The sequence below is a fragment of the Solihabitans fulvus genome, assembly GCF_008386585.1.
GTDB lineage: Bacteria > Actinomycetota > Actinomycetes > Mycobacteriales > Pseudonocardiaceae > Solihabitans > Solihabitans fulvus.
Genome location: NZ_VUOB01000042.1, coordinates 87,361 through 101,184, shown reverse-complemented (window position 1 = coordinate 101,184; position 13,824 = coordinate 87,361). Strand labels below are relative to the sequence as shown.

The window sequence follows — 13,824 nt, the reverse complement described above, 5'->3', positions numbered from 1 at the left end:
GCGGAGGGAGACGGACTGGTGCTCGGAAACGTCTTGTCGGCCAAGGCCGCGAAACGGAAACTGTGGCTCGCCATCGTCGCGGTCACGGGACTGGCGATCCTAACCAGCGGAGCGGGGTCGGCGCTCGCCGCCCCGGTCAGCGCGAAAGTGTTCGACGTCAAGGGCTTTGGGGCCGCCGGCACCGGCGCGGCCAACGACTCGCCCGCCATCGACCGCGCGGTCTCGGCCGCCAACCGGGCAGGCGGCGGGATCGTGGAGTTCAGGTCCGGCACGTACCTCGCCGCCGGCACCGTTCACCTGAAGAGCAACGTCACCATCAAGGTCGACCCGGGGGCCACCATCACCGGCGCGGGCTCCGGCTACGACGCGCCGGAGCCCAACCCCTACGACAAGTACCAGGACTTCGGCCACAGCCACTTCCACGACGCTATGTTCTTCGGCGACAAGGTGGACAACGTCACCTTCACCGGCGGCGGCACCATCGACGGCGGTGGCCACCTGATCACCGGCAACCCCAAGAGCGGCCAGGCCGACAAGATCATCTCACTGACCCGGTGCACAAACCTCACGCTCAGTGGGATCACGCTGAAGCGCGGCGGCCACTTCGCCGCGCTGATCAACGGCTGTACCGGCGTCACCTCCGACCACCTCACCATCAGCACGGCGAGCGATCGCGACGGCTGGAACATCATCAGCACGCAGAACGTCAAGATCACCAACATCAACGACGCGGCCAACGACGACGCGCTGGTGTTCAAGAGCGACTACGCGCTCGGGGCGAAGCTGCCCAACGGACACGTCACCGTGACGGGCGCGCACCTGTCCGCTGGCTGCTGCAACGCGCTCATGTTCGGCTCGGAGACCTGCGGCGACTTCACCGACTACAACTTCGACCAGATCACCATCACCGGCGCCGGCAAGTCGGGCCTCGGCATGGTGTCCATGGACGGCGCGGTGATCTCCGACGTGCACTACCGCGACATCACGCTGTCCGGCACGAAGTCGCCCATCATGCAGAAGATCGGCACCAGGAAGCGGTGCGGCAACAGCCCGGGTGTCGGCTCCATCCACGACATCACCTACGACAACATCACCGGAACCAACGCCGGTTCGCTGAGCCCGACGCTGTGGGGTGAGGCCGGCAGCAACCAGATCCGCAACGTCACCTTCACCAACGTCAACCTCACGCTGCCCGGCGGCAACGGCACGATGAGCACCGGCGTGCCGAGCAACAACCCCAACGACTACAACCCCACCAGCATCGGCACGCGCCCGGCGTACGGCTGGTACCTGCACAACGTCGACGGCATCAAGTTCGTCAACAGCTCGGTGCGATTCAGCAAGGACGACGGCAGGCCCTCGGTCATCGCGAACACCGGCGGCGCCGTCGTGTTCGACCACTTCGTCGCGCAGCGCGGCGGGAACAGCCCGTCGGACCTGCTCTTCCAGAACGTGACCGGCTACTGCGTGACCGGCGGCGCGAACACCTCGGGTGGCGCGCTTCGGGTCGGCAGCACGGGTTCTACCGCAGGCTGCTGACCGCGCGGGTGGGCACGGGCGGCCGTGCCCACCCCTCGCGGGCTCTGACGTTTCGCGAGCACACGCGCGGGCACGCGGGGAGCGGTCTGTGTGCAGGGCCGTGGACAGCGCCGCCCACAGCACACGCGCGGGCAGGCTGGGAGCAGTCCGGCCGCCGTCAGGCGTGGCCGCTCGCGGTGCCGAACACGGCGCGGATCTCGGCCGGGTCGACGCCGAGGGCCAGCAGGCGGTGCAGCAGGACGCGGGCCTTGAGCGGGTCGAGGAAGCCCGCCGGGATCAGGCCCCTGGCCAGCAGGTCCGACTCGGAGCCCGCGAACCCGTAGGTGGCGGCCAGCACCGAGCCCGCGCCGGTGCGGGAGGCGAGCACCACCGGCATCGCGGCGGCCAGCTCCGCCAGCCGCGCGACCAGGCCGGCCGGCACGTGTCCGACGCCGAAGCCAGCGACGACCAACCCGTCGAGACGATCGGCCACGCCGTCCAGCAGCACCCCGGAGTCGCCGAGGGTCATCGTCAGCACGGCGACCTCCACCGTCCGGCCCGGCGGCGGCGCTGGCACGGTGACGCGGTGCCTCGGCCGGTTCAGGATCCGCGCCGCGCCCTCCACGACGTGGCCGAGCGGCCCGCCGTCGGGGGAGCGGAAGGCGGCGGTGCTGGTGCTGTGGGTCTTGCGGACCCTGGCGGCCGCGTGGATCTCGTCGGCGAGGACCACCAGCGTGCCGAGGCCGCGGGCCTCCGGGGCCGCGGCGACCTGGACGGCGGCCAGCAGGTTCGCCGGCCCGTCCGCGCCCGCCATGGTCGGGTTGCGCATCGCCCCGGTGACCACGATCGGCTGCTGGCCGGCGTGCGCGAGGTCGAGCAGGTAGGCGGTCTCCTCGATGGTGTCGGTGCCCTGCGTGACGACGACTCCGTCGATCCCGCCGTCGAGCGTCTCGGCGATGGCCTCGGCCAGTGCGGCGAGGTCGTCGATGGTCAGCGACGCGCCGGGCACCCGACGGAAGTCCTCGACTCGCACCTCGATGCCGGTGTCGGCGAGGCCGGGCACGGCCGCGACCAGGTCGGCGGCGGACAGGGCCGGCACGACCCCGCCGGTCGCGTCGGCGGTCATGGCGATCGTGCCGCCGAGGCCGAACACGACCACCCGGCGCGACCGGTCTGCGGGCGCTGACAAGTGCGTCTCCCTGGTGCTGTCGGACATGTGGCTGACCGGTCAGCCGAGTTCAGCCTCGCGCAGCTCGGTCAGCAGCGCATTCTGACAGGTCAACACCTCGGCGAGGATGCGTCGCGCGGCGCGGAGCAGCTCGGCCACGTCGACGCCGGACAACGCGTAGACCACCGTGGTGCCCGCCCTGGTCGCGGTGACGATCCCGGCGCGGCGCAGCACGGCGAGCTGCTGCGACAGGTTCGACGGCTCGATCTCGATCGCGACGAGCAGGTCGCGCACCGCCATCGGCCCGTCCGACAACAGGTCCAGAACCCTGATCCGCACCGGATGCCCGAGTATCCGGAAGAATTCCGCTCTGGCCTGGTACAGCGGAACCGGCATGGTCAGGACTCCGGCTGACCGGCCTCGGAGACGTCGACGCCGTGCTCGCTCGCCAGCCGCCGCAGGTTCGCCAGGTCGGCGCCGTGCGCGGACGCGCCGTGCTCGTCGCCGGCCTCGCTGGCCAACCGCACGGCCTCCCGCGCCTGCCGGATCCGGTCCCGCAAGCTCGCCGCGAACTCGCTCAACTGCCACCTCCGACGCCGCCCCACTCATTTGAAGAGTCAACTATGCGTGGAATTGCAGAACTCTTCAAGCCGACAGTCGAGTGACATGGTCGGCTTTCGGGCGCGCTCGGCCCCCGTGACCTGCGCGTCACGGGGGCCGAGCGGCGGTCGATCGTCAGAGCAGGCTGACCACAGTGCCGGCGCCGACGGTGTGGCCGCCCTCGCGAATCGCGAAGCCGAGCCCCTCGGTCATCGCGATCGGCTTGCCGAGCTCGACGGTGAACTCCACCGTGTCGCCGGGCAGCACCATCGCGCCGCTGTCCAGCCGCACCACCCCGACCACATCGGTGGTGCGGAAGTAGAACTGCGGCCGGTAGTTGTCCGCGAAGCCCGTCCGCCTGCCGCCCTCGTTCTCGGGCAGCACATACACCCTGGCCAGGAACCGCTGGTGCGGCGTCACGCTGCCGGGCAGGCACACGACCTGCCCGCGTCGGACCTGGTCGCGGCGGACCCCGCGCAGCAGCACCGCCGCGTTGTCGCCGGCCTGGGCCTGCTCGAGCGACTTGCCGAACGTCTCGATCCCGGTGCACACGGTGGACAGCGTCGGGGCCAACCCCACCACCTCCACCGCGTCGCCGACGCGGATCACGCCCTGCTCGACGGCCCCGGTCACGACGGTGCCCCGGCCCGTGATGGTCAGCACGTTCTCGATCGGCATCAGGAACGGCTTGTCCAACGCGCGCGGCGGCACCGGCACGTAGTCGTCGACGGCCGCGAGGAGGTCGACGATGCCGCCCGTCCAGGCGGGGTCGCCGGCCAGCGCGCGCAGCGCCGACACCCGGACCACCGGCACCTCGTCGCCGGGGAAACCGTGGTGCGACAACAGGTCGCGGATCTCCAGCTCCACAAGGTCGAGCAGCTCGGGGTCGTCGACCGCGTCCGCCTTGTTCATCGCGACGACGATGTGCGGCACGCCGATCCGGCGCGCGAGCACGACGTGCTCCCGCGTCTGCGGCATGGACCCGTCCTGCGCCGACACCACGAGGATCGCGCCGTCGAGCTGCGCCGCACCGGTGATCATGTTCTTCACGTAGTCGGCGTGGCCCGGCATGTCGACGTGCGCGTAGTGGCGCGTCGGCGTCTCGTACTCGACGTGCGCGATGTTGATCGTGATGCCGCGCTCGACCTCCTCCGGCGCGCGGTCGATGCGGTCGAACGCCACGAACCGGTTCGTGGCGCCGTCGCGCTCCGCGAGCACCTTGGTGATCGCGGCCGTCAGCGTGGTCTTGCCGTGGTCGACGTGGCCCATCGTGCCGATGTTGAGGTGCGGCTTGGTCCGCACGAACTGCTGCTTGCTCATAGGGAGTTCCTTGGCATGGCGGGGACGCGTCACGCGTCGCCGCGTCGGGCTGGCGGGGAGCGCGCGGGCGGGGCCATCCGCCTCCGCGCGCAGAACCTGACGAACGGGCCACCCTCCTCCTGCGGTTCTGCGGAAGGGAGGAGGGTCAGCTTCGGGCGCCGGCCAGCCGTGCCTGGACGGCCGCCACCGCGCGTGCCGGGCTGGTGCCCGGCCGCGCGTCGGCGACGACCATCAGGAACATGACGATCACAATGTCAGGCGCCGCAACGGTTGTCATGCGGGTTTCGGCTGGTGTCCCGCGGGAGGCGTTTTTCTCGGTCGCGCTCCCGGTGCGCGGACGGCACACTGGCGATTTTGGTCTGCCTCCGCGCGGCGATCATCGTCGCGCCGTCGACAGAATCCGCAGAAGAGCAGAAGAGGAGCAGGACATGGGCGCGCCAACGCAGCCGATCGAGCCGTACGACCAGGGCATGCTCGACGTCGGCGACGGGAACCACGTCTACTGGGAGACCATCGGCAACCCCGATGGCAAGCCCGCCCTGTACGTGCACGGCGGCCCGGGAAGCGGCTGCTCGCCGCGCGCCAGGAACAGGTTCGATCAAGAGCTCTTCCGGGGCGTGCTGTTCGACCAGCGCGGCTGCGGGCGGAGCACTCCGCACGCCGCCGATCCGGCGACCGACATGAGTCACAACACCACCGAGCATCTGATCGCCGACATGGAGCGGCTGCGCGAGCATCTCGGCATCGACCGCTGGCTGCTGTTCGGCGGCTCGTGGGGGTGCACGCTGGCCCTCGCCTACGCGGAGCGTTTTCCTGACCGCGTAACGGAAATAATCCTCGTGTCCGTGATGACCTCGAGGCAGACCGAGATCGACTGGCTCTACCGGGGCGCCGGCCGGATCTTTCCCGAGCAGTGGGCGCGGTTCCGCGACGGCGTGCCCGAGGCCGACCGCGACGGGGACCTGCTGGCCGCCTACGCGCGGCTGATGGCACACCCCGACCAACAGGTGCGGGAACGGGCCGCCCTGGACTGGATGGCCTGGGAGGACGCGGTCCTCTCGTTGGAGCCCAACGCAATGTTCAGCCTCGAGGCCGCCAGCCCCTCGGACTCGATGCTGGCGTTCGTCCGCATCTGCGCGCACTACTTCGGCAACGGCGGGTGGTTGGCGGACGGCGCGATCATGCGCGACATCGACCGGCTCGCCGACATCCCGGCCGTGCTGGTGCACGGCCGCCACGACCTGAGCTGCCCGCTGGAAACCGTGTGGAACCTCGCCAAGGCCTGGCCCAGTGCGGAGCTCGCCGTCATCGAGGACTCCGGACACAAGGGCAGCGAGGCGATGCGGGAACGCCTCGCCGCGGCGTTCACCGCGTTCGCCCCCCAGATCGTCCGATGACCAAGCCATACCCGCCGACCGAGCCGTACGACCACGGGATGCTCGACGTCGGCGACGGGAACCACGTCTACTGGGAGACCGTCGGCAACCCCGATGGCAAGCCGGCCCTGTACGTGCACGGCGGTCCGGGAAGCGGCTGCTCGGTGCGCGCGCGTCGCGGGTTCGATCCGGCGCGGTATCGGGGTGTGCTGTTCGACCAGCGCGGCTGCGGGCGGAGCACCCCGCACGCCAGCGACCCGGCGACCGATATGCGGCACAACACCACCGAGCACCTGATCGCCGACATGGAGCGGCTGCGCGAGCATCTCGGCATCGACCGCTGGCTGCTCTACGGCGGCTCGTGGGGCTCGACGCTCGCGCTCGCCTACGCGGAGCGTTTTCCGCACCGGGTAACGGAAATTGTCCTCGTCAGCGTGACAACCGGTAGGCAGTCGGAGATCGACTGGCTCTATCGGGGCGTCGGCAGCTTCTTCCCGCAGGAGTGGGAACGGTTCCGGGACGGCGTGCCGGAGGCTGACCGCGACGGGGACCTCGTGGCCGCCTACGCGCGGCTGATGGAACACCCCGACCAGCAGGTGCGGGACAGGGCCGCGCACGACTGGCTGGCCTGGGAGGACGCGGTCGTCGCGCTGGAGCCCGGCGGGAAGCCCAACGCGTACAGCGATCGTCCGCCCGCGGCGGCGCTCGCGTTCGTGCGGATCTGCGCGCACTACTTCGCCAACGGCTGCTGGCTGGAGGACGGCGCGGTGCTGCGCGACGCCGGCCGCCTCGCCGGCATTCCCGGCGTGCTGATCCACGGGCGGCTCGACATGAGCGGCCCGCTCCAGACCGCGTGGGACCTCGCCCGCGCGTGGCCGGACGCGAAACTCGTCGCGATCAACGACTCCGGGCACCAGGGCAGCGGCGCGATGGCGCAGCAGGCACTCGCCGCGCTGGACGGCTTCGCCGCGAGGTGAGCTGAGGGGTTCCGGTGCGGCGGCGACTTTTCCTGCCGCCGCACCGGAACCGTCTACGCGGTGGCGTGCGCCTCGGCCTGCATGGCGCTGATGACGCCGATGCTGATGCCGAGCTGCCCGGCGAAGTTCCCGGTGTCCCAGTAGGAGCGCAGCCGGTCGATCAGGCCGTCCCCGTTGAGGTGGAAGAACGTCACCATGCTCATCGTGTACGGCCGGCCGCCCGGCTCGATGCCGGCGGCCGCGGCCTCGGCCGGGATGACGAGCGTGCCGGTCTCGACGAACTCGCACGCGACGGTGTCGCCCTGGGCCACCGTCGTGACCACCTCCGGGCTGATGTCCGGGATGATCGTGCTGAACAGCTTCGCCCACACCGTGCGGATGCTGTCCTTGCCCCGACTGGGTTCCTGGCTCGTCGGGAACTCGACGACCACGTCGTCGGCCAAGTGCGCGAGCACGCCGTCGAGGTCGTGCCGGCGGTAGGCCTGCCAGTACTGGTCGACCGTCTCCTCGGCATTCATTGCCTGGTCCCCCTCACGTGGTGGTGGCGCGGCGACTGCCGGCCATGCCACGAAGGTAATGACAGATCTGCCAAATGGCAAGACTGGCAATTGGCGTGTGTGTCAGGTGCTCGGCTAGCCTGGCGACGTGGTTGACAGCGATTCGGAGACCGGGCTTCGCGCGCGCAAGAGGAGGCGCACCGAGGACGCCATCGTCGAAGCAGCCCTGCGGTTGTTCGAGGCCAGCGGCTACGACGCGGTGTCCGTGGAGGAGATCGCGGCGGCCGCCGACGTCTCGCCGCGCACCTTCTACCGGTACTTCCCGGCCAAGGAGGACGTGCTCGTCGGCGGTTCCACCGCCGAGGACGCGACCAGGCTGGCGCTGGCCGAACGCCTGCCGGGCGAGACGGACGTCGACTTCGTGGCGCGGGCGATGCTCGCCGGTTTCGCCGCGGGCGACCCGGCCCGCGCCATGCGCGGCTACCAGCTCGTGCAGGCCGTGCCCGCGCTCCAGGCGCGCATGTTCCAGCTCGTCTGGCGCGGCGGACAGGAACACTTCTTCGAGGCCCTACTCGCCGGCACGGCCAGGACCCGCGACGACGAGCTGCGCGCGCACGTGCTCACCCACGCCGTCACCGACGCGATGCGGGTCGCCGTCACCTTCTGGTTCCGGTCCGGCGGGCGCGGCTCGCCGGCCGAGGAGTGCGCGAAGGCGCTGGCGTTGCTGCGCGCGGCCTTCGCCGAGACCGCCACACCGTAGCCGGGTCCGCTGCGCCAACGGCGCGGCCGCCAGTAGGCTGGAAGAAACCCCCTCCGAACAAAGGAGTTCGCCGTGCCGGCGACCCCGAAGGAGATCTTCGAGCGCTACGTCTGGGCGGGCGCGCTGAGCCGCGATGCCGACGCGCTGGCCGAGATGTTCACCGAGGACGGCGTGTTGGAGGCGCCGCTCGTGCCGGCGGGTGCGACCTTCCCGAATCGGCTGGTCGGCCGCGAGCAGATCAGGACCGCCATGGCCGAGTACTACCGGCTGCCGGCCGAGCAGCAGGCCGGCGAGGTCGACGTGGCGAAGTCCGGGTACGCGATGCACACCACCGGCGATCCCGACGTGTTCGTCGCCGAGATCGACACCGTGCTCACCACGGCCGACGGCCCGGTGACGGTCTCACTCGTGCAGATCTTCCGCGTCCGCGACGGGAAGATCGCGCGGCTGCGGGACTACTTCGCGCCGGACCTGATGGCCTGAGACTCCACCGGGAGAGCCCCAACGGGAGAACGTCAGCGGAAGTCCTCGGCGTGGTCGACGGCCCAGTCGGCGAAGGTCAGCGCCGGCCGCCCGAGGACCCGCTCGACCGTGTCGGTGATCGGCTCGGGATTCGCGCTGAGGCTCGCCCAGGCGTCGAGCACCTGGTCGACGACCGTCGCGTCGCCCCACGCCTGGACCATGCCCGCGCGCGCGTCCTCGCGGGACTGCTCCTCGAAGCGCACCGGGCGGTCGATCGCGGCGCCGATGGCCGCCACCTGCTCGGTCTGGGTGACCAGCGCGGGGCCGGTCAGCTGGTACTTCGCCGAACCGTGGCCGTCCTCGGTCAGCGCGCGCACCGCGACGGCCGCGATGTCCCGCTCGTGGATCAGCGGCCGCGCCATGTCCCCGAAGGGCGCGCGCACGACGCCCTCGGCGCGGATCCCCGCCGCCCAGCCGAGGACGTTGGACGCGAACCCGCCAGGTCGCACGAACGTCCAGGCCAGCGTCGACTTCTCGATCAGTCGCTCGACGCCGGCGTGGAAGGTGTTGATCGCGTCGGTCTGCTCCTCCAGATCGTCGCGGACGCCGATCGAGGACAGGTAGACGATCCGCCCGGCCTGCCGCGCGATCGCGTCGATGACCGGGGGAGCGTGCTCGGCGGTCAGGAACGGCCAGAGCAGGAACACGGCCCCGACCCCGTCCAGCGCCGCCGCAACGGTGTCCGGCGCGGACAGGTCGCCGCGCACCACCTCGACGCCGGCGGGCAGGCCGGCCGAGGCCGGGTCGCGGACCAGCGCCCGGACGGTTGCGCCGGTGTCCAGCAGTCCGGACACGACCTCGCGGCCGACCTTGCCGGTCGCGCCGGTCACCAGGATGACGTTCTGCGGTGCCATGGAAACCCTCCCAGGTTGTCCTCGACCGAGCCGATCTTCCTGATCGGCTCGACACCCGAACGCTAAAACCTGAACAAAGGTTCAAGTCAACGCCGGCCCTGGGAGGTGTGGCGCGCGCCACGCGGTCAGGAGCGCTGGAAGAACTCGACCTCGCCGAGCGCCACCTCCTTGCCCGGCGCGAACCCCGCCACCGCGCGGACGACCAGGCGGATGCGCACGACGTCGCTGATGCCGGTCTGCACGGTCTGCGGCCCAGGCCGGTCCGCGAGCGGTGCCGGCACCGTGGTGACCGTGCCGTCCGAGCCCGTCACGAGCACGTCGAACTGGGTCGGCCTGGCCTGCGCGGCGAACTCGTTCGGCGTGGTGGACGCCCCGGTGTTGATGATCAGCGAGAGCAGCCGGAACGGGTGGTCGAAGGTGAACTCGATCCACGCGTCCTTGCCCGGCGCGCCCCAGTACCGGTTCGTCGCGCCGTCCACGGCCGCCGCGGCCGGATGGCCGGGGGACTCGGCGCTGGCCCGTTCGCCGGAGGGGTGCACCGGCACCGCCTGCGAGGTCTTGTCGAGCACGTCCTGGAACAGCCGAACCCCGAGCGGCTGCAACAGGAAGCCGGCCACCGCCAGCGCGAGGACCACGGCGAGCAACACGAGCGCGCGGGCCAGCCGCCCGGAGCCGTCGCGCCGCCGGGACCACCACCCTCGGCGCCGTGGCGGCGCGGCCTGCGCGGCCTCGGTCAGCGGCGTGGCGCACTTTCGGCAGTAGCGCCGGTCTGGCGGGTTCGTGGTGCCGCAGTTGGGGCAGGGCACGCCGTCGACCGGGGCCTCGGTGACCTGGGTGGAGCGGACGGGGCGCGGCGCGACCGGCCTGGCCGGCTGCACCGGTGCCGGTTCGTCCACAGTGGACTCTTCGGCTGTGGGCTGCTGTTGCTGTTGGCTCCAGCCGAGGTAGCTGCCGCAGTTCCCGCAGAACTCGTCGGACTCGCCGACGAGCGTGCCGCATACCGGACAGGGGCGCATGTCCTCACTCTCCGTCCTGGTCGGGCGGGCCGGCCAGCACCCGCACCACGCAGGTGAGGTGGATCGGGCAGGCCGAGGCGACCAGCGCCGTCACCCGCTCGCGGTCCACCTCGCCGGGGCCGGCCGGCCAGACCTCCACCACGACCTCGCGCGTCGGCTCGCCGGGCAGGTCGCCGCCTGGCGCGGTCGACCAAGTCGCGCCGGGACCGTCCAGGACCCGCGCGTGCACGTCGGCGCACAGCCGCAGCCGCTCGACCAGCCCGCGCCCGGTGCCCCGCCAGCGGTGCGCCGCGACGGCGCCGGCCACGGCCGTCCTGCGCATCTCCTGCGGCCAGTCGGCGTCGAGGTCCGCCGCCACCCAACAGGCCAGCCACGCAAGGAAGTCCGGCGGCGTGAGGCGCGGATCCAGGTAGCGAGCGATGTTGTCCACAGTGGACACAATGGGCGCGAGCACGACGTCGAGCCCCGAGGTGAACCGCTGGGCGAAGCCGTCCGCCGCGTACAGGGCCGGCAGCTGCCCGCCGAGTGGATGCCGGCTGGGCAGGTCGGGGATCGCCGCGCGCGTCATGACACCAACACCTGGTGCTGGAAGGAGAAGAGCAGCGCGTGCTCGGCGAGGTCGATCCGGTCGGTGGCCCCGCCGCGCCGCCCGGTGATCGGGTCGGCCGGGAACAGCCGCACCTCCTCGATCGACGTCACCCCCGGCACCCGCTGGAGAATCGCGAACACCTCGCCGAAGTGCAGCGACAGGCCGAACGGCCAGCCGGTGCCGGCGATCCCGCCGCGCAGCGGACTCAGGTGCCGGTACAGGGCGTCCACGGCGGTCTTGTCCACGTCGGGCTCGGCCGCGACGAGCCGCGCCACCACCGTCACCCCTTGGTAGAACGGCGGTTCCACCAGGATGCGGGTGCCGAGCAGCCGGCGTTCGTCGAGCCGCTCGGTGATCGCCGCGAGCATGCCCTCCGGCGGGATCAGCTGCTCGAACCTGATCCGGTCACCCTCGTCCGCCACCGCGTCCGGCACCACCAGCACCCGCGCGGCGCCGGGCTCCGCGTCCAGCGGCAGGCAGCGCACCCTGGCGGCGGCCGGCGCGGCCTGCCGCGCGATCTGCTCGTAGTCCGTCGCGGTCACCGCGCGCTCCTGCACCCGCAACTGGTGTGGCGCACGCACCTTGGCCTCGTCGACCGTCTCGCCGTCCACCCCGCCGCCTGCGGCCTCGCGGTTCTCCACCCTGGCCACATAGGGCACCGAGCTGCGCAGCACCGAGATCGTGCCGCGCGACACGTTGCCGGCCCGACCGCCGCCGGTGCGGTAGCGCGGCACCCGCAGCCTGGCCTGTTTCGGCGGCGTCGCGCCGTACGCGCGCAGCGTGCCGTCGGATTCCCTTACCGCTGGCGGAAAACAGAACTCGCCGGTCGTCGGGTCGAGGGTCACGTGCCGGTCGGCCGGACGGGACTCGCCGAAGTGCTCGACGACGGTCCACTCCTGCCAGCCCTGCTCGCCGGACACCTGCACAACGATCGGCTCGGCGTCGACGAGCACCGGCACCGTGGCGAGCCGGAACCGTTGGCCCGGCACGCCGGCCGACACGCCGAGCGTCGCGTCCACCACCGTCTCGGCGTGTTCGACCGTGCAGACCCCGCCGATGGTCGACGCCTCGGCGACCCGGATCGTCGGCGACTCCGAGTAGAACGGCTGGTCCTCGATCGGCGCGACCACCCGGCAGCGCAGCCACCCTGCCCGCGCCCCGCCGACCACCGACAGCGCGTGGGTCGGCGGCAACAACAGCACCACGTCGCCCGGCCGGTTCAGGCCGCCGGTGGTGTCCTCGTAGGTGTCGCAGATCGTCCAGTCCGCGCCGTTCCACGCCTCCCACACCAGCGGCGGCTGCCTCGGGTCGACGCCGATGCCCTCGACCTGGCTGTCCAGCCGGATCGCCACCACGCAGCGCGGCACCGCGGCGGACAGGCCGAACATCAGCACGTCGCCCGGCGCGGGCCTGGTCTGGAAGCACCGCACGTCCCGGCCGGCGTTCAGGTCGTTCGTGCGGTCCGCCTGGTCGCCGGCCGCCGACACGGACACCAGCCTGGACAGCTCGCACGGCACCAAGGGCAGATCGGTGACGGTGCCGAAGACGACCGCGTCGTCGGAGTTCGTGTCTTCCGTCGCGACCTCCGTCCCCGCAGGCAACAGCACCGTCTCCGGCTGCTCCGCCGACAGCCAGAAGGTCACCTCGGCCCGCGCCGCCGCCGGCGGGAACAGCCCGACGCCGAGCAGGTCGAGGAAGGCTAGGTAGTTACGGTCGGGCACCCGGTTCAGCCGGTACACGAGCTGGTCGACCATGTGCGCGAACGTCTCGATGAGCGTGACGCCGGGGTCGGACACGTTGTGGTCGGTCCACTCCGGCGTGCGCTGCTGCACGTACCGCTTGGCCTCGTCGACGAGCTGCTGGAAGCGGCGGTCGTCGAGATTGGGCGAGGGCAACACCATTACGACACTTCTCTCTCGCCAGGGCCTTCGTCGGGGATCGTGTAGAACGGGAACACCAGGTTGCGTTCGCTGTTGCTGGACCGAATGGTGTAGCGGACGTCGACGTAGAGCACGCCGTCGTTGACAGCGTCGAACGCGATCACCACGTCGGACACCTCGATGCGCGGTTCCCAGCGGTCCAGCGCGATCCTGACCTCGTGCGCGATCCGGCCGGCCGTGGCCCCGTCGCTCGGCGCGAACACGTAGTCGTGGATGCCGCAGCCGAACTCGGGCCGCATCGGCCGTTCGCCCGGCGCGGTGCCGAGCACGATCCGGATCGCCTGCTGGATCTCCAGGTCCTGCTCCACCATCGCGACGCCGCCGGTCGGGGCCACTCCCATCGGGAAGGCCCAGCCGCGCCCGATGAACTGCGTGTTCACAACAGGCCTCCAAGCAGCACGTTGGGCGCACCGGTCACGATGTTCGCGCCGCACACGGTCTGGTCGCCGACGCAAGCCACCGGCAGGCCGCACACCAACACCATGCGGCCGGGGCCCGGCTTGGGCAGCACCAGGTTCGCGGGGCCCAACTCCACGTGCGGGGCGCACTCGTGCACACTGCCGGCCACCGCGACCGGGCGGCCGGCGACCAGCACGGCGAGGAGTCCCGGCCGCGGCGGCACGGGTGGCAGGAGCGTCCCTGCGTGCGCGGTCGTGTCTCCGATCCTGGCTACGGGGGGCACGGCCA

The 13,824-nt window shown here is 71.5% G+C and carries 16 protein-coding genes; 5 read left to right on the top strand and 11 right to left on the bottom strand.

Features of this window, described 5'->3' with window-relative positions:
* Positions 1–18: 18 nt before the first annotated feature.
* A complete protein-coding gene (locus F0L68_RS24315; protein WP_223199090.1) occupies positions 19–1,539 on the top strand; it encodes a glycoside hydrolase family 28 protein in 1,521 nt (506 codons plus the stop codon).
* Positions 1,540–1,696: 157 nt separating this feature from the next.
* Here F0L68_RS24315 and F0L68_RS24310 read toward each other — a convergent pair whose 3' ends face one another.
* The 4 genes from F0L68_RS24310 to tuf all read right to left on the bottom strand — a co-directional run bounded on the left by F0L68_RS24310 (position 1,697) and on the right by tuf (position 4,606).
* Positions 1,697–2,707, bottom strand: a complete 1,011-nt coding sequence (locus F0L68_RS24310) for an asparaginase (RefSeq protein ID WP_223199089.1) — start codon at positions 2,705–2,707, stop codon at positions 1,697–1,699.
* 39 nt (positions 2,708–2,746) lie between these two features.
* Positions 2,747–3,082 (bottom strand): ArsR/SmtB family transcription factor, encoded by a 336-nt coding sequence (locus F0L68_RS24305; protein ID WP_149852090.1) that lies wholly within the window; start codon positions 3,080–3,082, stop codon positions 2,747–2,749.
* 2 nt (positions 3,083–3,084) lie between these two features.
* The gene (locus F0L68_RS24300) at positions 3,085–3,267 is read right to left on the bottom strand and encodes a hypothetical protein (protein WP_149852089.1); all 183 of its coding nucleotides are present in this window, start codon (positions 3,265–3,267) and stop codon (positions 3,085–3,087) included.
* 154 nt (positions 3,268–3,421) lie between these two features.
* Positions 3,422–4,606, bottom strand: coding sequence for an elongation factor Tu (gene tuf / locus F0L68_RS24295; RefSeq protein ID WP_149852088.1), 1,185 nt, complete (start codon positions 4,604–4,606; stop codon positions 3,422–3,424).
* A gap of 428 nt (positions 4,607–5,034) precedes the next feature.
* On the opposite strand from tuf, the gene pip (F0L68_RS24290) reads away from it, so the two are divergent.
* Complete coding sequence (gene pip, locus F0L68_RS24290; protein ID WP_149852087.1) at positions 5,035–6,003, top strand: prolyl aminopeptidase; 969 nt, start codon at positions 5,035–5,037, stop codon at positions 6,001–6,003.
* Entirely contained in the window at positions 6,000–6,959 is a 960-nt protein-coding gene (pip, locus tag F0L68_RS24285) for a prolyl aminopeptidase (RefSeq protein WP_149852085.1), read from the top strand. Before pip (F0L68_RS24290) ends, pip (F0L68_RS24285) begins: the two co-directional genes overlap by 4 nt.
* A gap of 53 nt (positions 6,960–7,012) precedes the next feature.
* Here pip (F0L68_RS24285) and F0L68_RS24280 read toward each other — a convergent pair whose 3' ends face one another.
* Positions 7,013–7,477 carry a nuclear transport factor 2 family protein gene (locus F0L68_RS24280; protein ID WP_149852084.1) on the bottom strand — a complete coding sequence of 155 codons (465 nt, stop codon included), beginning with the start codon at positions 7,475–7,477 and terminating at the stop codon, positions 7,013–7,015.
* 127 nt (positions 7,478–7,604) lie between these two features.
* On the opposite strand from F0L68_RS24280, the gene F0L68_RS24275 reads away from it, so the two are divergent.
* Both F0L68_RS24275 and F0L68_RS24270 read left to right on the top strand, forming a co-directional pair.
* Positions 7,605–8,216 carry a TetR family transcriptional regulator gene (locus F0L68_RS24275; RefSeq protein WP_149852083.1) on the top strand — a complete coding sequence of 204 codons (612 nt, stop codon included), beginning with the start codon at positions 7,605–7,607 and terminating at the stop codon, positions 8,214–8,216.
* A 72-nt stretch (positions 8,217–8,288) separates the two neighbouring features.
* On the top strand, positions 8,289–8,699 hold the full coding sequence (locus tag F0L68_RS24270) for a nuclear transport factor 2 family protein (RefSeq protein WP_149852081.1): 411 nt from the start codon (positions 8,289–8,291) through the stop codon (positions 8,697–8,699).
* 32 nt (positions 8,700–8,731) lie between these two features.
* Here the strand turns inward: F0L68_RS24270 and F0L68_RS24265 are convergent, their stop codons facing one another.
* From F0L68_RS24265 to F0L68_RS24240, 6 genes are all read right to left on the bottom strand, one after another.
* Positions 8,732–9,592 (bottom strand): NAD(P)H-binding protein, encoded by an 861-nt coding sequence (locus F0L68_RS24265; RefSeq protein WP_149852079.1) that lies wholly within the window; start codon positions 9,590–9,592, stop codon positions 8,732–8,734.
* 125 nt (positions 9,593–9,717) lie between these two features.
* The gene (locus tag F0L68_RS24260) at positions 9,718–10,608 is read right to left on the bottom strand and encodes an NADase-type glycan-binding domain-containing protein (protein ID WP_149852078.1); all 891 of its coding nucleotides are present in this window, start codon (positions 10,606–10,608) and stop codon (positions 9,718–9,720) included.
* A gap of 4 nt (positions 10,609–10,612) precedes the next feature.
* Positions 10,613–11,176 (bottom strand): phage tail protein, encoded by a 564-nt coding sequence (locus F0L68_RS24255; RefSeq protein ID WP_149852076.1) that lies wholly within the window; start codon positions 11,174–11,176, stop codon positions 10,613–10,615.
* Entirely contained in the window at positions 11,173–13,098 is a 1,926-nt protein-coding gene (locus tag F0L68_RS24250; protein WP_149852074.1) for a putative baseplate assembly protein, read from the bottom strand. Before F0L68_RS24250 ends, F0L68_RS24255 begins: the two co-directional genes overlap by 4 nt.
* Positions 13,098–13,517: a GPW/gp25 family protein gene (locus tag F0L68_RS24245; protein WP_149852072.1), complete on the bottom strand. Its 420-nt coding sequence runs from the start codon at positions 13,515–13,517 to the stop codon at positions 13,098–13,100. The genes F0L68_RS24250 and F0L68_RS24245 overlap by 1 nt, the downstream gene beginning before the upstream one ends.
* Positions 13,514–13,819, bottom strand: a complete 306-nt coding sequence (locus F0L68_RS24240) for a PAAR domain-containing protein (RefSeq protein WP_149852070.1) — start codon at positions 13,817–13,819, stop codon at positions 13,514–13,516. Before F0L68_RS24240 ends, F0L68_RS24245 begins: the two co-directional genes overlap by 4 nt.
* Positions 13,820–13,824: the final 5 nt, after the last annotated feature.